General features: G+C 59.9%; 24 protein-coding genes. 6 read left to right on the forward strand and 18 right to left on the reverse strand.

Features of this window, described 5'->3' with window-relative positions; all coding sequences use genetic code 11:
- The 17 genes from D8U69_RS11230 to D8U69_RS11315 all read right to left on the reverse strand — a co-directional run.
- The coding region (locus D8U69_RS11230; protein WP_130907304.1) for an ATP-binding cassette domain-containing protein at positions 1-686 on the reverse strand (686 nt) is incomplete at its 3' end.
- Positions 683-1,762 carry an urea ABC transporter permease subunit UrtC gene (gene urtC / locus D8U69_RS11235; protein WP_056852434.1) on the reverse strand — a complete coding sequence of 360 codons (1,080 nt, stop codon included), beginning with the start codon at positions 1,760-1,762 and terminating at the stop codon, positions 683-685. The genes D8U69_RS11230 and urtC, both read right to left, overlap by 4 nt.
- A complete protein-coding gene (gene urtB / locus D8U69_RS11240; protein WP_056852435.1) occupies positions 1,762-3,264 on the reverse strand; it encodes an urea ABC transporter permease subunit UrtB in 1,503 nt (500 codons plus the stop codon). Before urtB ends, urtC begins: the two co-directional genes overlap by 1 nt.
- Positions 3,265-3,547: 283 nt before the next feature.
- Positions 3,548-4,813, reverse strand: a complete 1,266-nt coding sequence (gene urtA, locus D8U69_RS11250) for an urea ABC transporter substrate-binding protein (protein ID WP_056852436.1) — start codon at positions 4,811-4,813, stop codon at positions 3,548-3,550.
- A gap of 324 nt (positions 4,814-5,137) precedes the next feature.
- On the reverse strand, positions 5,138-5,560 hold the full coding sequence (locus D8U69_RS11255; protein ID WP_056852437.1) for a hypothetical protein: 423 nt from the start codon (positions 5,558-5,560) through the stop codon (positions 5,138-5,140).
- A 197-nt stretch (positions 5,561-5,757) separates the two neighbouring features.
- The gene (locus tag D8U69_RS11260; protein ID WP_130907305.1) at positions 5,758-6,768 is read right to left on the reverse strand and encodes an iron ABC transporter permease; all 1,011 of its coding nucleotides are present in this window, start codon (positions 6,766-6,768) and stop codon (positions 5,758-5,760) included.
- The gene (locus D8U69_RS11265) at positions 6,765-7,715 is read right to left on the reverse strand and encodes an ABC transporter substrate-binding protein (RefSeq protein ID WP_130904000.1); all 951 of its coding nucleotides are present in this window, start codon (positions 7,713-7,715) and stop codon (positions 6,765-6,767) included. Before D8U69_RS11265 ends, D8U69_RS11260 begins: the two co-directional genes overlap by 4 nt.
- The gene (locus D8U69_RS11270) at positions 7,712-8,500 is read right to left on the reverse strand and encodes an ABC transporter ATP-binding protein (protein WP_130904001.1); all 789 of its coding nucleotides are present in this window, start codon (positions 8,498-8,500) and stop codon (positions 7,712-7,714) included. The genes D8U69_RS11265 and D8U69_RS11270 overlap by 4 nt, the downstream gene beginning before the upstream one ends.
- A 202-nt stretch (positions 8,501-8,702) precedes the next feature.
- Positions 8,703-10,082, reverse strand: a complete 1,380-nt coding sequence (locus D8U69_RS11275) for a PepSY domain-containing protein (RefSeq protein WP_130907306.1) — start codon at positions 10,080-10,082, stop codon at positions 8,703-8,705.
- Positions 10,083-10,195: 113 nt separating this feature from the next.
- Positions 10,196-12,247, reverse strand: coding sequence for a TonB-dependent copper receptor (locus D8U69_RS11280; RefSeq protein ID WP_241668652.1), 2,052 nt, complete (start codon positions 12,245-12,247; stop codon positions 10,196-10,198).
- A gap of 149 nt (positions 12,248-12,396) precedes the next feature.
- A complete protein-coding gene (locus tag D8U69_RS11285; RefSeq protein ID WP_130907308.1) occupies positions 12,397-12,843 on the reverse strand; it encodes a DUF2946 domain-containing protein in 447 nt (148 codons plus the stop codon).
- 21 nt (positions 12,844-12,864) lie between these two features.
- The gene (locus D8U69_RS11290; RefSeq protein ID WP_056852444.1) at positions 12,865-13,344 is read right to left on the reverse strand and encodes a copper chaperone PCu(A)C; all 480 of its coding nucleotides are present in this window, start codon (positions 13,342-13,344) and stop codon (positions 12,865-12,867) included.
- Positions 13,345-13,392: 48 nt separating this feature from the next.
- Positions 13,393-13,791: a DUF2946 domain-containing protein gene (locus tag D8U69_RS11295; RefSeq protein ID WP_130907309.1), complete on the reverse strand. Its 399-nt coding sequence runs from the start codon at positions 13,789-13,791 to the stop codon at positions 13,393-13,395.
- Positions 13,792-14,052: 261 nt separating this feature from the next.
- On the reverse strand, positions 14,053-14,781 hold the full coding sequence (locus tag D8U69_RS11300; RefSeq protein ID WP_130907310.1) for a cobalt-precorrin-6A reductase: 729 nt from the start codon (positions 14,779-14,781) through the stop codon (positions 14,053-14,055).
- Positions 14,778-15,875, reverse strand: a complete 1,098-nt coding sequence (locus D8U69_RS11305) for a cobalt-precorrin-5B (C(1))-methyltransferase (RefSeq protein WP_056852447.1) — start codon at positions 15,873-15,875, stop codon at positions 14,778-14,780. The genes D8U69_RS11300 and D8U69_RS11305 overlap by 4 nt, the downstream gene beginning before the upstream one ends.
- Complete coding sequence (gene cbiE, locus D8U69_RS11310; RefSeq protein WP_130907311.1) at positions 15,868-17,079, reverse strand: precorrin-6y C5,15-methyltransferase (decarboxylating) subunit CbiE; 1,212 nt, start codon at positions 17,077-17,079, stop codon at positions 15,868-15,870. The genes D8U69_RS11305 and cbiE overlap by 8 nt, the downstream gene beginning before the upstream one ends.
- A gap of 163 nt (positions 17,080-17,242) precedes the next feature.
- Complete coding sequence (locus D8U69_RS11315) at positions 17,243-17,887, reverse strand: hypothetical protein (RefSeq protein ID WP_130907312.1); 645 nt, start codon at positions 17,885-17,887, stop codon at positions 17,243-17,245.
- 284 nt (positions 17,888-18,171) lie between these two features.
- Between D8U69_RS11315 and cobG the strand changes: the two genes are divergently transcribed.
- The 6 genes from cobG (at position 18,172) to D8U69_RS11345 (ending at position 24,377) form a co-directional block, all read left to right on the forward strand.
- Positions 18,172-19,494 (forward strand): precorrin-3B synthase, encoded by a 1,323-nt coding sequence (gene cobG, locus D8U69_RS11320; protein WP_130907313.1) that lies wholly within the window; start codon positions 18,172-18,174, stop codon positions 19,492-19,494.
- Positions 19,487-20,113 carry a precorrin-8X methylmutase gene (locus D8U69_RS11325; protein WP_056852451.1) on the forward strand — a complete coding sequence of 209 codons (627 nt, stop codon included), beginning with the start codon at positions 19,487-19,489 and terminating at the stop codon, positions 20,111-20,113. The genes cobG and D8U69_RS11325 overlap by 8 nt, the downstream gene beginning before the upstream one ends.
- Complete coding sequence (locus D8U69_RS11330; protein WP_056852452.1) at positions 20,113-20,844, forward strand: precorrin-2 C(20)-methyltransferase; 732 nt, start codon at positions 20,113-20,115, stop codon at positions 20,842-20,844. The genes D8U69_RS11325 and D8U69_RS11330 overlap by 1 nt, the downstream gene beginning before the upstream one ends.
- Positions 20,844-22,550 (forward strand): precorrin-3B C(17)-methyltransferase, encoded by a 1,707-nt coding sequence (gene cobJ, locus D8U69_RS11335; RefSeq protein WP_130907314.1) that lies wholly within the window; start codon positions 20,844-20,846, stop codon positions 22,548-22,550. Before D8U69_RS11330 ends, cobJ begins: the two co-directional genes overlap by 1 nt.
- Positions 22,551-22,757: 207 nt before the next feature.
- Complete coding sequence (locus D8U69_RS11340; protein ID WP_056852454.1) at positions 22,758-23,573, forward strand: hypothetical protein; 816 nt, start codon at positions 22,758-22,760, stop codon at positions 23,571-23,573.
- A gap of 54 nt (positions 23,574-23,627) precedes the next feature.
- On the forward strand, positions 23,628-24,377 hold the full coding sequence (locus tag D8U69_RS11345) for a hypothetical protein (protein WP_130907315.1): 750 nt from the start codon (positions 23,628-23,630) through the stop codon (positions 24,375-24,377).
- Positions 24,378-24,396: 19 nt separating this feature from the next.
- Here D8U69_RS11345 and D8U69_RS11350 read toward each other — a convergent pair whose 3' ends face one another.
- The gene (locus D8U69_RS11350) at positions 24,397-24,993 is read right to left on the reverse strand and encodes a MarC family protein (RefSeq protein WP_056852456.1); all 597 of its coding nucleotides are present in this window, start codon (positions 24,991-24,993) and stop codon (positions 24,397-24,399) included.
- Positions 24,994-25,018: the final 25 nt, after the last annotated feature.

Here is a 25,018-nt window from a genome sequence, read left to right on the forward strand (position 1 = left end):
GTGAATTCGGTTTCGGCGTCGGTCATGCCCGCGACCGGTTCGTCGAGCAGCAGCAATTGCGGGTCCTGCATCAGCAACATGCCGATCTCCAAAAACTGCTTTTGCCCGTGGGACAGCAATCCGGCGGGGCGATTGACCGACGCGGTCAGGCGAATGGTGTCGAGCACTTCAGCGATGCGATCCTTTTGCTCACCATTGAGCCGCGCCCGCAGGCTGGCCCACACTGACTTGTCGGTTTTCTGCGCCAGCTCCAGATTCTCAAAAACGCTCAGGGCCTCGAACACTGTGGGCTTCTGGAACTTGCGGCCGATACCGGCCTGGGCGATCTGCACTTCGCTCATCTGTGTCAGGTCCAGGGTTTCGCCAAACCAGGCCTTGCCGTGGCTGGGCCTGGTCTTGCCGGTGATCACGTCCATCAACGTGGTCTTGCCCGCGCCGTTGGGGCCGATGATGCAGCGCAGTTCGCCGACGCCGATGTACAGGTTCAGATCGTTCAGGGCCTTGAAGCCATCGAAGCTGACGCTGATGTCTTCCAGGGTCAGGATGGTGCCGTGGCGGGTGTTCAGGCCCTTGCCGGCGCGTTGACCAAGGCCGATGGTGTCGCGGCTGGTGCCGGCGTCCTTGTTGGGCTCCACGGGGAAGAACGCGGGTTCGAGCATGAATTGCGCCGTCGCAGTGACTCTCATTGCTCACCTCTCTTTTTCAGCAAACCGATCACGCCTTTGGGCAAATACAAGGTCACGACAATGAACAGCGCACCGAGGAAGAACAGCCAATACTCGGGGAACGCCACGGTGAACCAGCTCTTCATGCCGTTGACCACGCCGGCACCGAGCAACGGACCGATCAAGGTGCCACGACCGCCGAGGGCCACCCACACCGCCGCTTCAATCGAGTTGGTCGGCGACATTTCACTCGGGTTGATGATGCCGACTTGCGGCACATACAACGCGCCGGCCAAACCGCATAGCACAGCGCTCAACACCCACACGAACAACTTGAAACCACGCGGATCGTAGCCACAGAACATCAAGCGATTCTCCGCATCGCGCAGCGCGGTCAGCACTCGGCCGAACTTGCTTTGCGCCAGCCGCCAGCCGATGTACAGGCTCGCCACCAGCAACAGCACCGTGGCGAAAAACAGCACGGCGCGGGTGCCGGGTTCAGTAATGCCGAAGCCGAGAATCGTGCGGAAGTTGGTGAAGCCGTTGTTGCCACCGAAGCCGGTTTCGTTGCGGAAAAACAGCAGCATCCCGGCGAAGGTCAGGGCCTGGGTCATGATCGAGAAATACACGCCCTTGATCCGCGAACGGAAGGCGAAGAAGCCGAATACCAGAGCCAGCAACCCCGGCGCCAGAACGACCAGGCACAGGGTCCAGAGAAAGCTGCTGGTGCCGGTCCAGAACCACGGCAGCTCGGTCCACGACAAGAACGTCATGAACGCCGGCAAGCCATCTCCCGAGGCCTGGCGCATCAGGTACATGCCCATCGCGTAACCGCCGAGGGCGAAGAACAGACCATGGCCCAGGGACAGCAGGCCGGCGTAACCCCAGACCAGGTCCAGCGCCAGGGCAACGATGGCGTAGCAGAGAATCTTGCCCACCAGCGTCAGCGTGTAGGCGGATACATGCAACGTGCTGTCCACCGGTAGCAACGACAGCAGCGGCAATGCCAGCAGCAGGGCGAGGATCACCGCGCCGACAGCGATCGTGACTTTCGGGCCGGCCTTTTGGGTAGCCGTGACAATCAGAGGCTGGTTCATCAGTCGATTACCCGTCCTTTCAGTGCAAAGAGACCTTGCGGACGTTTCTGGATGAACAGAATGATCAGCGCGAGGATGAGGATCTTGCCGAGCACGGCGCCGATCTGCGGTTCGAGAATCTTGTTGGCGATCCCCAGGCCAAACGCGGCGAACACGCTGCCGGCCAATTGCCCGACGCCGCCGAGCACCACCACCAGGAACGAGTCGATGATGTAGCTCTGGCCAAGATCCGGGCCGACGTTGCCGATCTGGCTCAGCGCAACGCCACCCAGACCGGCAATGCCCGAACCGAGGCCGAAGGCGAGCATGTCCACGCGTCCGGTGGGCACGCCGCAACAGGCCGCCATGTTGCGGTTCTGGGTGACGGCGCGCACGTTCAGGCCCAGGCGTGTCTTGTTCAGCAGCAGCCAGGTCAGCACCACCACAAACAGGGCGAACGCGATGATGACGATGCGGTTGTACGGTAGAACCAGATTGGGCAGCACTTGAATGCCACCCGACAGCCACGCGGGGTTGGCCACTTCAACGTTCTGCGCGCCGAACACCAGACGCACCAGTTGAATCAGCATCAGGCTGATGCCCCAGGTGGCGAGCAGGGTCTCCAGTGGGCGGCCATAGAGGTGGCGAATCACCGTACGCTCCAGCGCCATGCCGATGGCGGCGGTGACAAAAAAGGCCACGGGCAAGGCGATCAGTGGATAGAACTCAATGGCCTGCGGCGCGTAGCGCTGGAACATCAATTGCACGACATAGGTCGAGTAGGCACCGAGCATCAGCATTTCGCCGTGGGCCATGTTGATCACGCCGAGCAGGCCGAAGGTGATCGCCAGGCCCAACGCCGCGAGCAGCAGAATCGAACCCAGCGACATGCCGCTGAAGGCCTGGCCCACAAGCTCGCCGATCAGCAGTTTGCGTTTGACCTGGGCCAGGCTGGTTTCGGCCGCTGTGCGTACAGTGGCATCGGTTTCAACGGCGGGATCGAGCAAGCCTTCGAGCCGGGTGCGGGCCAGCGGGTCACCGGTTTCACCGAGCAGGCGCACAGCGGCCAGCCGCACAGCCGGGTCGGCATCGACCAATTGCAGGTTGGCCAGGGCAAGGCTCAGTGCGGCATGGACGCTTTCGTCCTGTTCGCCAGCAAGCTGCTGGTCGAGGAATTTCAACTGCGCCGGTTTGGCGCTTTTCTGTAGTTGCTGTGCAGCGGCCAGACGCAGTCTGGCGTCGGCGGCGAGCAACTGATGGCTGGCCAGGGCGGTGTCGATCAACCCCCGCAAGCGATTGTTCAGGCGCAAGGTTTTCGGTTGGCCGTCGACGGTCAATACACCTTGTTGCAGGGCATTGATCAGCTCGACGCGGACCGGATCGGGCTGCGCGGCCCAGGCTTCGAGCAACTTGGCTTGCTGCACGGGATTGGCGGCGACGAAGTCTTCGGCGTCGCCGGCGTGAGTGGCCATCGGCAGCAACAACGCGAGGGCGAGGAGAAAGCGGTAGAGGGCAGTGGGCATAGAGAGTCGCCTTGCTCGGACTAATGTGAAGGCTGGCTCTTGTGGCGAGGGAGCTTGCTCCCGCTGGGACGCGAAGCGGCCCCAAAAAAGGACTGCTGCGCAGTCCAACGGGAGCAAGCTCCCTCGCCACAAAAACCGCTCCCACTGGGGGTTGGTTTTGATCGTTCCCACGCTCCGCGTGGGAATGCAGCCCGGGACGCTCCGCGTCCCTGAAGCGGACGCAGAGCGTCCGTTGAGGCATTCCCACGCAGAGCGTGGGAACGATCAGGTTGAGCGGGATAACTCAGTTGCTCTTCACCGCATACTCCGGCTTCTTGTCGTTGCCCGGAATGAACGGGCTCCACGGCTGGGCGCGAATCGGGCCTTCGGTCTGCCATACGACGTTGAACTGACCGTCGGCCTGGATCTCGCCGATCATCACCGGCTTGTGCAGGTGGTGGTTGGTCTTGTCCATGGTCAGGGTGTAGCCGGACGGCGCGGCGAAGGTCTGGCCGCCGAGGGCTTCACGGACTTTGTCGACGTCGGTGGATTTGGCTTTTTCAGCGGCCTGCGCCCACATGTGGATGCCGACGTAAGTGGCCTCCATCGGGTCGTTGGTCACGGCTTTGTCAGCGCCTGGCAGGTTGTGTTTCTTGGCGTAGGCTTTCCAGTCGGCAACGAATTTCTTGTTCGCCGGGTTCTCCACCGATTCGAAGTAGTTCCACGCCGCGAGGTTGCCCACCAGCGGTTTGGTGTCGATGCCGCGCAGTTCTTCTTCGCCCACCGAGAACGCCACGACTGGAACGTCGGTGGCTTTGAGCCCCTGGTTGGCCAGTTCTTTGTAGAACGGCACGTTGGAGTCACCGTTGACGGTGGAGATGACCGCCGTCTTGCCGCCGGCCGAGAACTTCTTGATGTTGGCGACGATGGTTTGATAGTCGCTGTGACCGAACGGCGTGTAGACCTCTTCGATGTCCTTGTCGGCCACACCTTTGGAGTGCAGGAACGAACGCAGGATTTTGTTGGTGGTGCGCGGGTAGACGTAGTCAGTGCCGAGCAGGAAGTAACGCTTGGCGCTGCCGCCTTCTTCACTCATCAAATATTCAACGGCTGGGATCGCTTGCTGGTTCGGCGCGGCGCCGGTGTAGAACACGTTCGGCGACATCTCTTCGCCTTCGTACTGCACCGGATAGAACAGCAGGCCATTGAGCTCTTCGAACACCGGCAGTACCGATTTGCGCGACACCGAAGTCCAGCAACCGAACACCACGGCGACCTTGTCCTGGGTCAGCAGCTGGCGGCCCTTTTCGGCGAACAGCGGCCAGTTGGACGCAGGGTCCACGACCACCGGCTCCAGCATCTTGCCGTTCACGCCGCCCTTGGCATTGATCTCGTCGATGGTCATCAGCGCCATGTCTTTGAGCGACGTTTCGGAGATCGCCATGGTGCCGGACAACGAATGCAGAATACCGACCTTGATGGTCTCGGCAGCCTGGACGGTCCAGGTCATGCCCATCGCGGCAATGCTTGCCGAAAGTGTGAAAGCCTTGATCAAACTGCGACGCTTCATTGTGCGATCTCCATGAACTTATGAATTTTCTTGGGTGGCAGATGCGGACTACTGAAAGGTCTTTAGCAAGGGCTGTGCCCGGTCGGGCAAAGGTAGGAAAATGTCGGTTTAGAGCGATTGAGTGTTGGCGGGATGCACCATGAGAGAACGCTGTTGGCGCGCTGGTGCAGGTGGCCGCGCCAGATTGGGGCGAGCCGTGCCGATCAAACTGTAGGCGCGAGCCTGCTCGCGATAGCGGTAGATCAGACAACATCTGCGCTGGCTGAAAGATCGCCACCGCGAGCAGGATTCAACAGTGGGTATCAGTTTTGTAAGCGAGGAGTGTCAGCTTTTGATGCAGGTTTCAAAACCATGTCCGCCACCTTCGTACTCCGGGCCGTAGTAGTACTTGGTGAATGAAGTTTTCCCGTCAGGCGTGGACGCGATGTTCGCTATCCCGACACCGTAGTCCTTGAGCGACGGGTCGGTATGGGCAAAGTAAATCGCCAGGGAATTCAAGTTGGCGGCGGCAAACCCGTCATACCGCGAGTTGTCGGGCAATGTCAGGGTAAAACCGTAGGCGCCATGTTCGCCGGTACTTTGTTCGGCATTGAGTTTCATGTCGACAACCCCTTCAAACGGGCCGATATGACTGTCCATTCCGGTACATTGATATCGGCCGCTGTAGTCAACGCCAGTAAAGGGTGGCTTGGCTGCCCATGCAGGCGTTGAAACAAGTGCGATGGCTATGATGAGTTTTTTGAACATGGTTACCTCTTTCCGCTCCTGTAAGAATTATGACGGTTAAGGTGTAGGAATAATCGTCATTAATGTGCGCAAGTTTTTATTATGTAACTTGCTGGAGCGGAGTATGAGCGTGGTCATGGATTTGTTAAGTGCCAACTCAATACGAGACTTTTCCAGATATCCATGTGGTTTTTAGTTTGTTTTAATTAAACATGATGTTAACGACGTCGCATCAAACCGATGAAAAACAAGCCGCCAATCGCGGCGGTGGCCACGCCGATGGGCAAGTCTTCGGGCGCGATCAGCGTCCGGGCGGCGACGTCGACCCATACCAGAAACACGCTGCCGAGCAGTACGCACACCGGCAGCAATCTACGGTGTTCCGCGCCGACCAGTCGCCGCGCAATATGCGGCACCATCAACCCGACAAAACCAATGGAGCCGCTGATCGACACCAGCACCCCGGTCATCAGCGAAGCGATCACGAACACTCGCAACCGCACGGATCGCGCATTCAATCCCAGCGTCACGGCAGTCTGCTCGCCGGCCATCAACGCATTGAGCGGTCGAGCCATGCCCAGCAGCAGCACCAACCCAATCAACACGCTGGCGGCGGGCACCGCGAGCAATTCCCAGCGCGCCAGCCCGAGACCACCGAGCATCCAGAACATCACCGCCGAACTGGCGCGATGGTCGCCCATGAACAGCAGCAAGTTGGCCACCGCCATCATCACGAACGACACCGCCACGCCGCACAGCAGCAGGCGTTCACTTTCGAGTCGACCGTGGCGGCTGGCGATCATCAGCACCACCAGCATGCTCAACAATGCACCGATGAATGCTGCAAACGGCAAGGTCAGCAAGCCGACGATTTCACCGACATGCAACATCACGATCACCGCGCCCAGGGTTGCGCCGGAGGTGACCCCCAGCAGATGCGGATCGGCCAGCGGATTGCGGGTCGCCGCTTGCAGCACCGCGCCGACCAGCGCCAACCCGGCGCCGACCAGCGCACCGAGCAACATGCGCGGTACGCGGATCAGCCAGACGATATGTGCCTGCCCGGCGCTCCACTCCTGCACACCAACGCCGAACAACTTGTGCAGGAGAATCCGCCAGACCACGTCCACCGGCACCCGCGCCGGGCCGAATCCCAGCGATACCACGCACGACACCAGCAGCAGCGCGCCAAGGGCCATCAGCAACAAGGCGTAGCGACGATTGATCATGCGCCGTGCAAACCCTTGGCCAGGGTTTCCACCGCCAGGACGTTGTCGATCCCCGGGGTGGCCTGCACGTAGGGAATGACGATGAAGCGTTGGTGCTTGATCGCGTCCACCGATTGCAGCGCCTTGTTGCTGCGCAGGAATTCAATCTTCTGTTCGGCGGTGACTTCGCCATAGTCGACGATCACGATCACCTGCGGGTTGCGCTCAACCACGTTCTCCCAGTTGACCCGGGTCCAGCTCGCGTCGACATCGGCGAGAATGTTTTGCCCGCCGGCGGCATCGATCAGCGCTTGCGGCATGCCCAGGCGACCGGACGTCATGGCCCGGTCTTCACCGCTGTCATAGAGAAAGACCCTGGGCTTATCGGCGGGCAGACCTTTGCGAATCCTGCTGACTTGCGCCTGCATTTCACTGATCACGGCATCGGCGCGATCCTGCACGTCGAAAATCCTGCCGAGGTTGCGCAGGTCGTTGTACGTGTCTTCGAGGCTGGCCGGTGGACGCTTCATCACGAAGGCGCAGGACTCGGTCAGTTCGTAGACATTGATGCCCAACGGTTGCAGGGTTTGCGGCGTGAGGTCACCGCCGACACGCATGCCGTAATCCCAACCGGCGAAGAAGAAATCGACATTGGCGTTGAGCAGGGTTTCCACCGACGGGTACTTGGCCGCCAGCTCCGGCAAGCCGTCGAGGATGCTCTGCATCTGTGGCGTCACCGCTTTCCAGCCACTGACGCCGCTGTACCCGACCATCTGTGGCTTGAGGCCAAGGGCGAGCATCATTTGGGTCATGTTGATGTCGTGGCTGACCGCGTGTTTCGGCGCCTGCTGGAAGGTCACTTGACGATTGCAGCTCTGCACCGTCAACGGGTAATGCGTGGGCTCGGCATACGCCTGGGCGCTGCCCAGCAACACCGCGAGGGAAAGACTGGAACGCAGCAGATTCATGGTTGGGTTATCCAGGTAATACGGGGGTAGCCGTGCAAGGGATGTTCATCGATCAACGCTTCGACGCCGAACACGTTACGTAACAACGCGGCGTTGAGGACTTCTTTCGGTGTGCCGCAAGCGACGATGCGGCCGTGATCGATCACGTACAGCCGATCGCAGAACGCCGCGGCCAGATTCAGGTCATGGATGCTCGCCAGGGTACCGATCTTCAAGCGCTTGACCAACTGCAACAGCTCCAGCTGATAGCGCGGATCAAGGTGATTGGTCGGCTCGTCGAGGATCAGCAGTTGCGGTTGCTGGGCCAACGCGCGGGCCAGGATCACCCGCTGCTTTTCACCGCCGGACAGGGTGGTAAACGCATGGTCTTCGAAGCCCTTGAGGCCAACTGATTCCAGAGCGTGGAGGGCGAGGTTTCGATCCTCGACAGTGTCGCCATCGAACAGGCCTTTGTGCGGCGTGCGCCCCATGGCGACGACTTCTTCGACGGTCAGCCCGAAGGCATCGGGGAACTCCTGCAGCACCACGGCGATGCGTTGCGCGCACCAGCGCGAGGATTGCTTCCAGACGTTGTGATGGCCGAGCCCGACCTCGCCGCTTTGCGGTTTGCTGAAGCGCCACGCACAACGCAACAGGCTGGTCTTGCCACTGCCGTTAGGGCCGATCAACCCGACAAACTCACCGGCGGCCACGCGCAGCGAGGCATCACGCAGCTGGAACTGGTGATGACAATGGCCGTGACCAAGGGGAGACCAGGAAATATTTGTGAGGTTCAGCGAAGTCATGCAGTGACTCTTTAGGTGAAGCGAACGGACCCTTCGCTGGCAAGCCAGCTCCCACAGGTGTTATTTCGATCACAAAAATTGCGTAAGACATGGACCCTGTGGGAGCAGGCTTGCCCGCGATGAGGCCAGCAAGTAACCCTGAGTTGCCAGGATGACGCGCGGGCAGTTTACAGGGCCAAGGCTCCCGCGCATCTCGCCTGACTCACGATGAAGATGAGGCGCTTTCAGTTTCCCGGATGAAGCGCGACAGCACCAGGCGATCGAGCAACCAGACCACCACCAGCGAAGCGCCCACCAGCGGAAATGCCACCGCCAATGCGAACATGATGACCATCGCGGTTTTCCACTTTGGCAGATCATGACGCAGCGGCGGCACACCGAGCTTGCCTTGCGGGCGGCGCTTCCACCAGATCACCACGCCGCTGACGGCGCTGAGCAGGATCATCAGGCAGATCAGCAGCACGATGATCTGGTTGACCACACCGAACATCTTGCCTTCGTGCAGCATCACGCCGATTTCCGTGGCGCGAGCGACAGCGCCGTAATGCTCGTAGCGCACATCGGCGAGGACCTTGCCGGTGTACTGGTCGACGTGCAGCGTGGCGTCATTGCGCGGGTCGTCGGCGAACACCGCGATGGTGAAAACACCGGTGGCGGTCGTCGGCAAGGTGATGCTGTAACCCGGTTCGACCTTGCCTTGGGTGGCGATGTTCTGCACGTCTTGCAAGCTGATGCTCGGCGCCGCCGGGCCAGCCTGGGCACCACCGTGGGCCATGTGTTCGGCGTGAGCGCCGGACATCGGCATCGGTGTGTTTTCCATGGCCCAAGGGACAGTCTGGCGCGTGGCACTGTTGAGGCTGCGCGCTTCGACGTCGGACTTCGGTACGTCGTCCCACATCGCCGCCGGAAACACGTTCCACACGGCCGCATATTGTTGGCCCCAGAACCCGGTCCAGGTCATGCCGCTCAGCAGCATCACCAACAACAGGGATGCGCCCCAGAAACCGGTGACGGCGTGCAAGTCGCGCCACAGCACGCGGCCACGACTACTGAGGCGCGGCCACAAGATGCCCGCTGCCTGACCGCGCGGCCACCACAAGAACACCCCGGAAACCACCAGCACCACGCCCCACCCGGCAGCCAGTTCCACCAGTCGGTCACCGACGGTACCGATCATCAGTTCGCCGTGGATCGCCCGGGCAATGGCTTGCAGGTTCTTCTTGGCGTCCTGTTCGCCAAGAATGTCGCCATGGTACGGATCGACGAACACATTCAGCTCGGTGCCGTCTTTGATCACGACAAACTGGGCGCTGCGCTCGGCGTTGACCGGTGGCAGGTATTGCTTGATCGTCGCTTGTGGATACGAGTCCTTTACGCGTTTGAGCAAGTCATCGGCCGGGATCGTGTGATGGCCGGCCGGGACGTTGAGGAGGCTGCTGTACATCAGCGAGTCGAGCTGCGGTTTGAACAGATAAATCGTGCCGGTCAGCGCCAGCATCACCATGAATGGCGCAACGAACAATCCGGCATAGAAATGCCAGCGCCAGGCCAGGTTGTAGAAATTCACTTTGGGCTGTTTCATCACGTGTGCTCCGCTTGGCTGGATCTTTTAGTTGTTTGTTTTGCGGTTGCTGTACAACCGATCGCGGGCAAGCCTTGCTCCTGCTGTAGGAGCGAGGCTTGCCCGCGAAGCTCTCAGAAGCTCATATCCACCTTGGTCCAGAGCGTGCGCCCCGGCTCCTTTATGGCTTGCGGGTCATTGGCCGGGTAGCCGAAACCGGCGTTGCCGGCCAGGTTCAAGTGTTCGGCGTACGCCTTGCCGAACAGGTTGTCGATGCCGCTGCTGACCTTCCAGTGGCTGTTGATCCGATAGGCGCCGTTGAGGGAGAACACGCCGAAGCCCGGCGTCTTGTCGAAGTCCTTGCCAACCACGTTGCCTTTGTTCTGGTCGATACGGTTTTGCGCGGCGACCACTCTCCACAGTGCGCCGGTGCTCCAGTTGTCTTCGCTGTAGGTCAGGCCAAAACGCGCATCCAGCGGCGGCATTTGCGGCAATGCACTGCCATCGCTGCTGTTCTTGCCCCAGGCGTAGGCCAGGGTCGCATCGGCTTTCCAGTGTTCGGTTAAGTTGTAGGCAGCGCCCAGTTCGCCACCCATGATCCGCGCGTCGATGTTCTCGGCTTGCGAGGTCGTGCCCATCATTGTCGGGGTGTAGTTGAACAGGATGTAGTCGCGCACCTGTCCGACATAAGCCGAAGCCCAGGCTTCGAGGTCTTCGGTCTTGTATTGCAGGCCGAAGTCGAGCTGGGTGGTCTTTTCCGGTTTGATCGAGTCGAAGGCATTCACCGAACCGGCGGGGCCGGACTTGGGTGAAAACAGCTCCCAGTAATCCGGGAACCGCTGGGTGTGCCCCAGGCCCGCATACAGCGTGGTCGGGCTGTCGGCCAAGTCGTGTTCGTAGCGGATGAAACCGCTGGGCAGGGTGTCCGCGCGGGTGTCATCGGCAGTCGGGTTCGGTCGGGTCATCATTCCTGAACCGGTGGTCTGCCGGTAATCCTTGGCCGAAGCGCGGTCCAGGCGTGCACCGCTGATCAATCGGTCACGGTCGGCGGCGTACCAGGTCAATTCGCCGAACACCCCGTAGTTATGGAAGTCGGCATCCTTGGTGTATGGCTGGTCCTTGTAGGCGTCGACACCCATGGCGCTGCGCTGGCGATGTTCGTTGGTCTGCGCGTCGATCCCACTGATCAACTGCATATCGGCCCAGCGCCAGGTGCCCTTGATTCGCGCGCCGAGGGTCCGGCGGTCGACATTGGACGCCATTGGTCCGGCCATCATCCCGGTACCGGACGGCGTGCGCAGGGTGTAGTTGTCCATCACGTGGTCGGCGTAGTTGTAATAGACCTGGGCTTCGAGCTTTTCCAGTACGTCGCTGAGGTTGGATTTCTCGAAGCGCAGGCCCAGGCTTTCGCGCTTGAATTGTGAACCGTCCATGCCGCGACCGGCGTACCGGGCCTCGCCGTCACCCTTGCCTGCGGTCAGCTCCAGCAGGGTATCGGCGTCCGGGGTCCAGCCCAGTGCGACATCGCCGTTCCATTTGTCATAACGCGAGGCGACGGTGTCGTTGTTGCCGTCCTTGTAATCGTCGGCCTGGGCGGTGTTGCCAATCACCCGCACGTAGCCCAGTGGCCCGCCAGCAGCGGCGTCCAGCACTTTATCGAAACGGCCATTGGAGCCGGCCAGCACGCTGGTGTTAACCCGCGTGCCGAGTTCGCCGAAGCTTTCCGGTTCGCGATCGAAGAGGATGGTGCCGGCCGAAGCCCCCGGTCCCCAAAGTACGGTCTGCGGGCCTTTGATGACCGTAAGCTTGTCGTAGGTTTCCGGTGAGATGTAGGAGGTGGGGGTGTCCATCCGCCCTGGGCAAGCGCCAAGCATCATGCCGCCGTTGGTGAGAATGTTCAGGCGCGAACCGAACATGCCCCGCAGCACCGGATCGCCGTTGGTACCGCCATTGCGCACCTGGGCGAATCCCGGGATGGTTTTCAGATAATCCGAACCATCGCTGGCCGGCACCGGTTGCCGCGGGTCTTTCGGATTGGTGACGATGGTCAGCGGCGAACTCGGGGCAATGGCGGTGATGACCGTCGGGCTCAGTTCTTCAGTATGACCTGGGTGTTCATCGGCCAGCACCGAAGGTGTCAGCAAGGCCCCGCACAGAATGGCGGTGGCGTGCCTGAAACGAATCATGGATTCGTTCGGGGTAAAAGACACTTGGGCAGGGCTCAAGCGTGTGTCAGCAAAAAACCTGGACATTGCAATTTCCATCGAGCAGTCGTAAACGACACGGCGGACAACCAGAGCTGTCTTCTCAACCGTGTGAAATCAGAGGTGGCTGTTTACGCGACGATGGGCGGGGCGCGGGTGCGGGCACCGGGGAAAAAGGTTTGCCGGGCATGGCCCAGGCGTGGGGAGGGGATGGTGAACGTCTTGACGGGCGGGATGTTGAATGCGACGAAGGATCCGCCGCCGGTCAATGCCGGGCAATTGAACAGCAGGCTGCAATAGCCGCATTTTTCCCAGATCGCATGGTGCCCCGATGCTGGCGGGCAGTGTTCAGCCGGTGGTTGCGTGCCGTGGTCGGCGTGCTCCATTGCCGACATGTCCATGCTCATGTCCATCGACATGTCCATCGACATCGGAGCGCGCTGATCCATCGGCATCGACTGAGAAATCAGTGGACCGATAAAGATCATCAGCATGGCGAACAGGCTGATCCAGCTGCCGCTCCTCAGGCGTGAAGGCTGATGGCGGTGGGCGGATGACCTGGCGCTTGACGTGCGCATGGACGGATTCGGCTCAGCGGGTTACTGAGCGTGCGCGTGCTGGTGCGTGACCTCGGGTGGCTGCTTCTGCACCGCCACTTCAACCGTCACGTCACCGGCCTTCTCGAAATGCAGGGTCAACGGAAAGCGCTTGCCATCGACGAGCAGGCCACGGTCTTTCAAGTTCACCAGCATCACGTGGTAGGCCATCGGTGCAAACGTGACGTTGGCGCCAGCAGGGATATCCACGTTGGGTACCTGTTGCATTTTCATCAGGTCGTTTTGCATCACATGTTCATGCAGTTGCGCTTCGCCAGAAAGGGGCGAGTCGACGCTGAGCAAGCGGTCGGCGGTATTGCCCGCGTTGTGAATGACGAAATACGCGGCAACTGTCGGCGCATTGGGCGGCAGTTCCTGCGACCAGGGATGAGCGATTTCCAGGGCGCCAACTTTGTATTCGTGGGCATTGGCAAAACAGGCAGGCAGCAGCAACGCGGCCAGAACGATGAATTTGTTCAACATGGCAGTTCTCCAGAACGATTCGAAACGCAGGTCAATTGCGAGAAGAAATCACACCAGAGGGGAGGCACGGGGATTGAGGCTTGGCCATTGCTGGCGCGGTGTCGGCGTGTTGAGCGACGACGCTGGCAGGCTTCGATTGGACTCGAACTGCGCGAAATACAGTCGCGGTTCATGGCCGGGCAACGCCACCAAGGGAGCAGAGCCCGAGCAGCACCAGCAGTGCTGCATGTTGGAATGATCGTCGTTTTGCGGGGCTTTTTGTTCGATTTTGTCCAGGGAGATCGCCACCATTTTGGTGCCGCTCGATGTGCAAAAGCTGCCCCACAACAATTGTTCGGCGGGTGACTTCGCCGACTGCGCCATCGCTCCGGACATCGGCATGGCGAGCATGTTGAACAGCACTGCGAAGCAGGCTATCCAGGCAATTGCGAGCCGTTGTCGGGACATGGGACAAAATCCGGTGGGTGAGCGATCAGGCGCGGGCTATTTAGCCTGATCAGGGCCGATAAGTAAAAAAGCGGCGTGCGGTGTGGTGTCGCAGCGTCGACCGTTCTTAGTGTTCATGATAGTCGTGAATTCAAAATGCCAGTGCCACTTAAGCTTTGTTCAGATTTTCTAGACCTCAGTGGACACCCACTCAAAAACCAGACAACGCAATCCTGTGGGAGCGTACCTGCTCGCGACGATGACCTATGGTAATCAGAGTCCCTATGTAAATTGCTGCATTCTCAATACTTGTAACACTTCCGTCATCGAACCAAACTCCCGCTCAACCCCCGGCAACACCGGCCGTTTCAACACCAGCACCGGCACCCCACGCTCACGCGCCACGTCCAGCTTCGGCTCGGTCGCCGTGCTGCCGCTGTTCTTGCTGATCAGCACGTCGATCTGCCGACGCTCGAACAACTCGCGCTCATCGTCGATCAGGAACGGGCCGCGTGCACCGATCACTTCGCAGCGCTCGTTGCCGGGATAAACGTCGAGGGCGCGCAGGGTCCAGAATTGCTCCGGGGGAATTTCGTCCAGGTGCTGCAACGGTTCGCGGCCGAGGGTGAACAGCGGGCGGCGAAACGGTTTCAGGGCTTCGATCAAGTCGGCCCAATCGCTGACTTCCCGCCAGTCATCACCGGCCTGTGCTTGCCACGCCGGACGCCGCAGTGCCCAGCAGGGAATACCGCTTGAACGTGCAGCAGTTGCCGCGTTCCGACTGATTTGTGCGGCGTAGGGGTGAGTGGCGTCCAGCAACAGATCGATGCCTTCATCGCGAATGAATTGCGCCAACCCTTCGGCACCGCCGTAACCGCCGACCCGAACCTGACATTTCAGATCCGTCGGCACGCGGCCGATGCCGGCCAGACTATAGATGTGCTGCGGCCCCAGGGTTCGGGCAATGGCCAGGGCCTCGGTCACGCCACCGAGCAACAGCATTCGTTTCATTGAAAAGCCCCCGCATGCCCGACGATCCCGCCCTGGCGGTCGATGGCGAACACTTCGACCTGAACCTGCGCCGGGACCACGCTACGGGCAAACGCCAGGGCGTGACGGCATACCGCATCACCGAGGGCGATACCGGCGGCGCTGGCCATGGCCAAGGCCTGCTGACTGGTGTTGGCATCACGGATGCCTTGCTGCAACGCTGCATCGGCACCCACTGCAGCGGCCCATTCGGCCAGCTGCGGCAAGTCGATGCTCGAATGACGACTGTGCAAGTCCATGTGCCCTGCGGCCAGTTTGCTGATCTTGCCGAAGCCGCCACAAAGGCTGAGTTTATCCACAGGCACCTTGCGCAAATGCTTGAGCACCGCGCCGACGAAATCGCCCATTTCGATCAGGGCGATTTCCGGCAGGCCATAGACCCGGCGCATGGTGTCTTCGCTGGCGTTGCCGGTGCAGGCGGCGATGTGCAGGTAACCGTTGGTTTTGGCGACATCGATGCCTTGGTGAATCGAGGCGATGTACGCCGCGCAGGAAAACGGCCGGACAATGCCGCTGGTGCCGAGAATCGACAGGCCACCGAGAATACCCAGGCGCGGGTTCATGGTTTTCAATGCCAGTGCTTCACCGTTTTCGACATTCACCGTGACCTCGAAGCCGCCGCTGTAACCGTGTTCTGCGGCGAGTTGGGTCAGGTGATCGCTGATCATTTTGCGCGGCACCGGATTGATCGCCGGTTCACCGACGCCCAGTACCAGCCCGGGCCGGGTGACGGTGCCGACACCGTGTCCGGCAAGGAAGCAAATACCTGGCTCAGCGCGCAGTCGCACTTGGGAATAGAGCAAGGCACCGTGGGTGACGTCGGGATCATCACCGGCATCCTTGATCGTGCCGGCTTCGGCGCTATCGTTCGTCAGCCGACAGAACTCCAGGCGCATCTGCACTTGTTTGCCCTTGGGCAAGATGATGTGTACCGCGTCCGCCGCCGCGCCGGTGAGCAACAGGCGAGCCGCCGCGAGACTGGTCGCTGTGGCGCAACTGCCAGTGGTCAGGCCACTGCGCAGGGGGGCAGGTTGTTCGGCGGTTTCGTCACGCATCGAGAGGTTTCGTCGTGTCCAGAAGAGTAATCGGCAAGGCCTGACGCCAGGTATCGAAGTCACCCAGCGGTTGCGCCTGCGCGATGTGGATGCGCGTCAGTTCCCCGCCGTGCTGTTCACGCCATGCCATCAGGGTCATTTCACTTTGCAATGTGACCGCATTGGCAATCAGCCGGCCACCGGGTTTGAGGGCGGCCCAACAGGCGTCCAGCACGCCTTCGCGGGTGACGCCGCCACCGATGAAAATCGCGTCCGGACGTTCCAGGTCTTGAAGTGCTTGCGGTGCATGGCCGCGAATCAGCTGCAGGCCAGGCACACCGAGGGCATCGCGGTTATGTTCGATCAATTGCTGCCGCCCTGCATCGGCCTCGATGGCCAGTGCCCGACAACTCGGGTGGGCACGCATCCATTCGATACCGATCGAGCCGCTGCCAGCGCCGACATCCCATAGCAGTTCGCCGGGCGTCGGGGCCAGGCGTGCGAGGGTGATCGCCCGGACATCGCGCTTGGTGATCTGGCCGTCGTGCTTGAAGGCCGAGTCTGGCAGGCCGGCCAGCCGTGACAGGCGGGGTGTGGAAGGGGCGGCAAGGCAGTCGATCGCGATCAGGTTCAAGTCGGCGATGACCGGGTCGGCCCAGTCGCTGGCGATGCCGTCGATACGTCGTTCGGCTTCGCCACCCAAATGTTCCAGCACGGTCAGACGGCTCGGGCCAAAGCCTCGTTCACGCAGCAGCGCGGCGACTGCGGCGGGGGTGCGCCCATCGTTGCTCAGCACCAGCAAGCGCACGCCGCTGAACAGCTGTGCGCCGAGTGCGGCGATCGGGCGGGCAACCACTGACAGCGTGACCACTTCCTGCAACGGCCAGCCCATCCGGGCGGCGGCCAGCGAACAGGAAGAGGGCGCCGGTAGCGTCAGCATTTCCTCGCAGGGCACGTGTCGTGCAAGACTGGCGCCCACGCCGAAGAACATCGGATCGCCACTGGCCAGGACGCATACCGGTTCGCCACGCCGGGTCAATACCGGTTCAAGTGTGAATGGACTTGGCCACAGTTGCCGTTGCCCACGGACGCAGGCTGGCAGCAAATCCAGTTGCCGTTGCCCACCGATGATCCGCGCAGCGTTCAGCAGGGCGTGTCGGGCATTTTTGCCAAGCCCCTTGAAGCCATCCTCTGCGATGCCTACCACTGTCAGCCACGGGGTCATGCTGTTCCTCACCTATCAATCGACGCCAAACATCAGGGTGCCGGACCGTGTCCGGCTGGCGGTCGCACATGATAACGCGGTATGGAAGTCATTCGCCTGTGGTTGTCGGGTGAAATCGTGGTTGGCGTTGTCAGCCTTCCAAGTGGCAGAAGAAGTGATTCAATTATCGTTTTTGCAGGTTGAATCTCTTCATTGCGATCTCGTGTATTTTCTTATCGATTAACGGCCTTTTATGTTCGAGTCGGTATCTGTCAAGTTTAAGGCTGGCCCGGCGCTGTATGACTTTTGCGTCTTGATTTTCCCAGTTCCAGAATAAGAAACTGCTTCTCTTGGTGCGGACTACCAGCTCAAGATTGAATACTGCTATTTCCAGAAAGCCTTTCGAATCGTACCGCGCAGGAATAACTTGAAAGCGTTCCCCCATGAGACTTTCTTCATCCAGTGAAACCAGCGCCGGTTTGTCGGGTTTCAGCGCGTCGAGGGTGTCAATCATGGCGTTCCCTTGTCGGGGGTCCTGCATGCCCTGAGCGCTCTGGACCAGAAAATCCGCAACGCTATGCGAAATGACACGGCTGATGCGGGTGAAAATGGCGTCTTCAAAGACAGACCATCCGAGGAACTCCAATGTTTTTACATACTCATGCAGCCATGTCGACGAATCGACGAAGCGGCTGCAGAGCATGTCGGCGGACTTTGTGGCTATTTGCGTGCAATCGGTCAAGTCGGTGTAATCTTGAAGTGAGAGAGTCTCCATGCAGGAAGCAAGACTGTGGCCAGTCAACATTCCGATTATTTTGTTTTCATTCATGTGCTTCTCCTGAGTCTTAAGTCTTAGGTGTGATTAGTTGTCTTCGCATTTAAACGAAAGTACAGATTGCGCGAGCACGATGAAATAAAAGAAAGAAAAGGAATTGATACTGGCTGTTAGTGTTTTCGCCAAACTCATGTCTGAGCTGCCCAAGTAAGACTTGACGTCGATCGAGGCAATCCGATGCCGGCATCGAGCGCGTTTCGTCGTCTGTCGTTGCGGACTTTTCATCCCGCCAGACAAAGCAGGCATAATGCTGCCCTTTATCCTGTACCGGTCAGCCTGTGAATTCTCGTCAGACACCCATCCCTTTACGCCCTACGGCCTGTCCCGGGTTGTTGCGTATCGTCCAGGCGTTGGACGGCGGTATATGTCGAATCAAACTCAGTGGTGGCGCCATCCGCTCAGAGCAGGCTGTTGCTGTCGCTGATGCAGCCGAGCTCTATGCCGGAGGCATAATCGAGGCAACTAACCGCGCCAACTTGCAGATTCGCGGAATCGACGGCCAACAAACAGCCTTGATCGACCGCCTGCTGGCTGCCGGGTTGGGACCCGGCAGCGCGGCGGCCGACGATGTTCGCAATCTGATGCTGAGTCCCACAGCCGGCATCGATCGGCAAATGCTGTTCGATACTCGCCCGCTGGCCGATCGGATTCTGACCACGGTGCAGCAGAACGAACGTTTTCATGACCTCAGCGCCAAGTTCGCCGTGCAACTCGATGGTGGTGAGGCCTTGGCGATGCTTGAGCATCCCCATGATGTGTGGCTGTCGGCCTTCGAGCGAGACGGTGAGTGTCGGCTGGCATTCGGCTTGGCGGGTTGCCCAACGGACACACCCGCAGGCTCTGTCACGCTCAACGATGGTCACGACCTGGTCGTCGCGGTGCTGGATTTGTTCCTTGAACTGGCACGCCCCGAGCAATCGCGAATGCGTCATTTGTTGGCCGAGCACTCGGCTGATGATTTTCTGTCCCGACTGGCCGAGCGGGTACGTTTTCAAGCCATTTGCGATGGACTCCGCACCACGCGCCCAGGCGCTCTGCACATTGGCATTTGCCCGCAGGCTGAATCCGGTCGGGTCTACATTGGCGCCCAGCCTCCTCTTGGACGGCTTGACCCCGCGATGCTCCGTGGCACCGCCGAACTGGCGCAAGCGTTTGGCGACGCGAGTCTGCGTTTCACCCCTTGGCAGAGCCTGCTGTTGCCCAATGTTCGCGATGAACATGCCGCAGAAGTCGTTCTACGCCTGGAGCAACTGGGCCTGCTGTGTAGCCCCGATCTGGCGTTATCACGATTGATCGCCTGCACCGGATCGGTGGGATGCGGCAAAGGCCTGGCAGACACCAAGGGCGATGCCTTGCAACTGGCCGGGCTGCTGCAGCGATACGGGCACGTACTGCACGTGCATCTGAGCGGTTGCCCGCGCTCCTGTGCCGCCGCGCATATCGCACCGGTCACGCTGCTGGCCGTTTCAATCGGCCGTTACGATCTCTATTTTCGCGATGCCGCGCAGCCCGGTTTCGGCGCGCTGCACGCACGCAACCTTACTATTGAAGCGGTCGCGACGTTGCTCGACGCCCGCGCACGGAGCCCCCTTGATGCTTGATTACATCCGCGACGGTCAGGAGATCTATCGCAACTCCTTCGCGATCATCCGCGCCGAAGCCAACCTGGCGCGAATCCCGGCCGATCTGGAAAAACTCGCGGTTCGGGTGATACACGCCTGTGGCATGGTCGAGGCAATCGACGGTTTGCAGTTTTCCGCAGGCGCGGGCCAGGCCGGGCGGGATGCGCTGGCGGCTGGCGCACCGATCCTGTGTGATGCGCGGATGGTCTCCGAGGGTGTGACCCGTGCACGATTGCCGGCGAACAACCAGGTGATCTGCACCTTGCGCGATGAAAGCGTTCCGGACCTGGCGCGAGAGCTGGGCAACACCCGTTCCGCCGCTGCGCTGGAACTGTGGCGGCCGCATCTGGAGGGCAGTGTCGTGGTCATCGGCAACGCGCCTACCGCGCTGTTTTACCTGCTGGAAATGCTCGACGCCGGTGCACCGAAACCGGCATTGATCCTCGGCTTCCCGGTAGGCTTCGTCGGCGCCGCCGAATCCAAGGCGGCGTTGGCGGCGGACAGCCGTGGCGTGCCTTTCGTCATCATGCAGGGTCGCCTGGGCGGTAGCGCCATGGCCGCCGCCGCCGTCAATGCCCTCGCCACGGAGATCGAATGATGCACAAACCAGGACGTTTGATTGGCCTTGGCGTGGGTCCCGGCGATCCGGAACTGATTACCGTCAAGGCGCTGCGCCTGCTGCGCGAATCGCCGGTGGTGGCGTACTTCGTCGCCAAGGGTAAAAAGGGTAATGCGTTCGGCATCATCGAGGCGCATCTGCAAGAGGCACAAAATCTGTTGCCACTGGTTTACCCGGTAACCACTGAGGCGTTGCCGGCGCCGCTGTCCTATGAGCAAGTGATCAGCGACTTTTACGACGCCGCCGCCGCCGAAGTGGCGACGCATCTCGATGCCGGTCGCGACGTGGCAGTCATTTGCGAAGGCGACCCGTTCTTCTACGGTTCCTACATGTACCTGCACGACCGGCTCGCCGAGCGTTATCAGGCCGAAGTCGTGCCGGGTGTGTGTTCGATGCTCGGCGGTGCCTCGGTACTCGGCGCGCCGCTGGTGTATCGCAATCAGAGCCTGTCGGTATTGTCCGGCGTGCTGCCCCATGACGAACTCAAGCGTCGCCTGGCCGACGCCGACGCAGCGGTGATCATGAAACTGGGGCGCAACTTTCCCAAGGTGCGCCAGGTGCTGGAAGAACTGGGTCTGGCCGAACGTGCGTTGTACGTCGAGCGCGCGACCATGGCCAATCAGAAAATCGTGCCGCTGGATCAGGTGGAGCCCATGTCTTCGCCTTATTTCTCGCTGATCATCGTTCCCGGCGAAAGGTGGCAAGGCTGATGACCCGATCCGTTCCGGCGATTGTCATTCTCGGCAATGGCAGCCTCTCCACCGCGCGCAGGCTACAGCAGGTTTACCCCGGCGCCCTGATCCATGGGCTGGCCGAACGTGTCGATGGCGCGGACCGTGTCTATCACGAGTTCGGTGCGACCCTGCGAGAACTGTATCAACAGGACACGCCGATCATCGCCTTGTGCGCGGCCGGCATCGTCATCCGCACGCTGGCGCCGTTGCTGCTTGAAAAAGGCGCCGAGCCTCCGGTGCTGGCAGTGGCCGAAGACGGTAGCGCGGTGGTGCCGTTGCTCGGTGGCCTGGGCGGCGTCAACGTGATGGCGCGAGAGATTGCGAGCCATCTCGACGTTGCTCCGGCGATCACCACCAGTGGAGAGTTGCGCTTCGGTACTTGCTTGCTCAACCCGCCCAGCGGCTACACCCTGGGCGATCTGGAACTGGGCAAGCGTTTCGTTTCCGATCTGCTCGCCGGCGAGACAGTGCGCATCGAAGGTTCGGCACCGTGGCTGGCGCAAGCGCAACTGCCTGAGGATGCACAGGCGCGGCTGGCGGTGCATGTCAGTCACGTCGAGCGCTTGCCGGCGGCCAACGAATTATTGATCTATCCGCATAGCGTATTGGTAGCGGTCAGCGCCGACGTTACCGATGTGCCGAACGTGGTGCGTCAGGCGCTGCAGCGAGCCGGCATTGCTGTGCAATCGCTGGCGTGTCTCCTGGCGCCCGACAGCGCAATGGCCAGCCCTGCGTTGCGTGAGGCCGCACTCGAACTGGGGGTGCCGTTACGTTTTGCCCGTGCTGAGGGCGGTGCCTGCGAACTGGCGCGTCAGGCTATCGGGCCGGTCGTGTCCATTACGGGTGAAGATACCGTTGCCGTTGCACTGTCCGAGCAGCCATTGGACCCGATGCAGATCGGCCGCGCGCGCGGGCGTCTGGCGGTGGTTGGTCTGGGGCCGGGCGCCGCCGAACTGATGGTGCCTGCGGTGAGGGCTGAACTGGCCCGCGCCAATGATGTGCTGGGCTACGAAACCTATGTGCGCATGGCCGGACCCTTCCGTGCGGATCAAGTGCTGCACTGCACGGATAACCGCGAAGAGATGCAGCGTGCCCGCCACGCTTTCGAACTGGCGGCCCAGGGGCGCTCGGTGGTGGTGGTGTCGTCCGGCGATCCGGGCGTTTTCGCCATGGCCGCCGCCGTGCTCGAAGCGCTCCACGAGTCCACGGATACTCATTGGCACAATGTCGAGCTCGAAATCTTGCCGGGCGTATCCGCTTCGCTGGCAACCGCCGCCCAGGCTGGCGCGCCTTTGGGGCATGACTTTTGTGTGTTGTCGCTGTCGGACAACCTCAAGCCTTGGTCGATCATCGAAAAACGTCTGGACCTGGCTGCGCAAGCCGATCTTGCGCTGGCTTTCTATAACCCGATTTCTCGTTCACGTCCTTGGCAACTTGGCCGGGCGCTGGAGATTATCCGCCAGCACCGTGAGCCTGGAACTCCCGTCGTACTGGGGCGGGATATTGGCCGTCCGGGTCAGACGTTGCGGGTGATCACGCTGGGTCAATTGGAAGTAGACCAGGTGGACATGCGGACGATGGTACTCATCGGCTCTTCGACAACGCGTGTGTTCCCTCGCCTGGATGGTAATACATGGGTGTACACGCCACGCAGTTATGGCGACAAGCTTACCCCTATTTGATAATTACCATTGTTGCTACTCCATAAGTCCAGGTCGTTATTTAACAGTAACGACCTGGGCGGTGGTGCGTGTCTGTTCCCGGTTTCGGGGTGTTGAGGTTATATACACATGTTGTATTTGGTTGTGGTTGGTAGTTATGAATGAATTGCGTTAGTTTTCAGTGCGCTTCCAGATGAAGCGATTATTGATAAATAAAGGAGTGTATTCATGGACGATTTTGAAAGTTCTGTAAGTGTTTCTGACAGTGCTGATTTTGTAAGGGCGTGCATTAATAAGCGCAAAAGTGTATTGACCGTTCAACCGCGCACGATGTCGTTGAGCTCTTCGGTCGTTTCGAGCCCTACCAAAGAGTTGGACGCACTGGTGCTGGGCAACAGCCTGATCGGTTATGGTGACCAAATCTCAATCGAAAACATGGCGATCATTGAAAACCTGATTACCATGTCGAAAATGGAAGCGAATATCGAGGTGCCCGGAAATAAAGACCCCAAGGCTTGGTACCATGCGTTTACGTCCTGCATGGAAGACCTGGGCTGTTTCGTTCCGGATAAAGGTTACTCAAAGTACAGTGCCACATCGTTAAATATCACGATGGATAATGTCATGGTCGATATTATCCAGGCCGCTGTCGATGCCGCAAAGACTGCCATTCCTGGCGCTACGGCGCTCAGTGCATTGACCAACTCTACGTTGGCTGCATTGAAGAAAGAGCCGGAAGCAATCAATCTGTTTAATACACAAGCGAAGAATACTGAAGGCGTACGTTTGTCCACTATTCCCTGTGAACAAATGGCTAACGGAATTATCCTGATCGCAGTGGGGGCTGTCGATCACCAGGGAGGCGGTAATGATGGCGGTCTCCTGTTCGTGGACTGGAAGACTTCTTCTCTGAATATTTTCCATGGCAAGTCATTCATAACGTTCAATCCTGCCCGTTATGCGTACATCAAGTCGGATATCGAAGAATACCTCGGTATTCACCGCAAGGAAATTTTGGCCAAGCGTTTCAGCCGACGCAAGTAAAGGGACAAGGCCAGAGGCTTTTGGTCTCTGGCCACCCTCGAATAAGGAAAGCGTATGGCGTACTCAATAGTCATAAACTCTTGCAGCCTTTTGTTGTTGTCGACGCTGTTGCCGCCTGAAGTCAGGCAGGACACGCTCGACACTGTGTTGTTCGCTCAACTTGCAGCAGAGGAGGACTTTCCGCACGCCAAGGACCACGCTCAATGGTCCGGCGTGTTCATGGATACTCTGGCCGCTTGTGGATGGAAGTTCCATGATCAGGGCGCAACCTCGGGGATGTTCCCTTCTTCCGGTGTTCGAAGTTTCACTTTATCTGAAGCTGTTCACGCAGCGTTCCAATCAGGTTTGTCCGCACAACAGGTCACTCTGCCGGCAACCGCTTTGCGCAGGGTCGCGCAGTTGCCTGAACAGTCACCGGGGGCCCGTGTCTTTCGTGAACGCTCGATAATGGGGTGTGGCAGTCAGTCAGGCGGCATGGACGCAAGCTTCAACGGCATGCATCGTTTGAGAGTACTGGTCGGCATTGCTGAGTCTGATGGCTTCCTGACGTTGGCCACTGTGTTCTTTGAAACGGATCAGCCGATCGAAAGCCAGTATATCCGGCAGGATTTTGCATTGAGTAGCGTGATGGGAGGGGTGAAGATCGCGTTTTTTCACGCCCGGTTTTCAGTGGACGAGTACAAAGCGTTCAGGGACGACACCGTGCAGTGGTTAGGGCCGCAACGATTGGCACTGTGCATCAATGTCGGCGAGCATGACGTGCCGTTGACTGGTGTCGGATTTGCACCACCGGCCAACGGATGACATTGATAGACATGGCGGGTCAAGGAACCAGGTAACCCTTCACCCCGGTGAAAATAATCTGCGCCGCCAGCGCGCACACAAACAAACCCATCAATCGGCTGACAATCTGCAAACCCTGGTCACCGAGAATGCGCTCGATGTGATTGGACAGATACAACACAACACCGACGGTAAAACTGGCCAGCGCGATACTGACGATGGCCATGAGCTTGTCGTCCCAATGCGGCTGGCTCACGCCCATTACCAGCAATGCACCGATGGTGCCGGGGCCGACCGTCAGAGGAATGGTCAGCGGGACGATGGTTACGTCCTGCTGCACATTGTCGGTCTGGACCGCCGACTTGCCTTGGGCCATGCCCAGCGCGGAAATGAACAGCACACTGCCGGCGCCGATGCGAAACGCATCCACCGTAATGCCGAAGACACTGAAAATCACCCGGCCAAACAAGTACAGCAACACGCTGGAAACCAGCGTTGCGACTGCCACTTTCCAGGCCAGTCGACGCTGCTCCTTGCGTGAGTAGCCGCGGGTCAGGCTGATGAAGCAGGACAGCACGAAAAACGGGCTGTAGAGCACCAGCATCTTCAGGTAAACACTGAACAACACGTGAAGCATGGTGCGGGCTCACTGGCGAGAGAAG

This window comes from Pseudomonas sp. Sample_16, from assembly GCF_004307665.1.
GTDB lineage: Bacteria > Pseudomonadota > Gammaproteobacteria > Pseudomonadales > Pseudomonadaceae > Aquipseudomonas.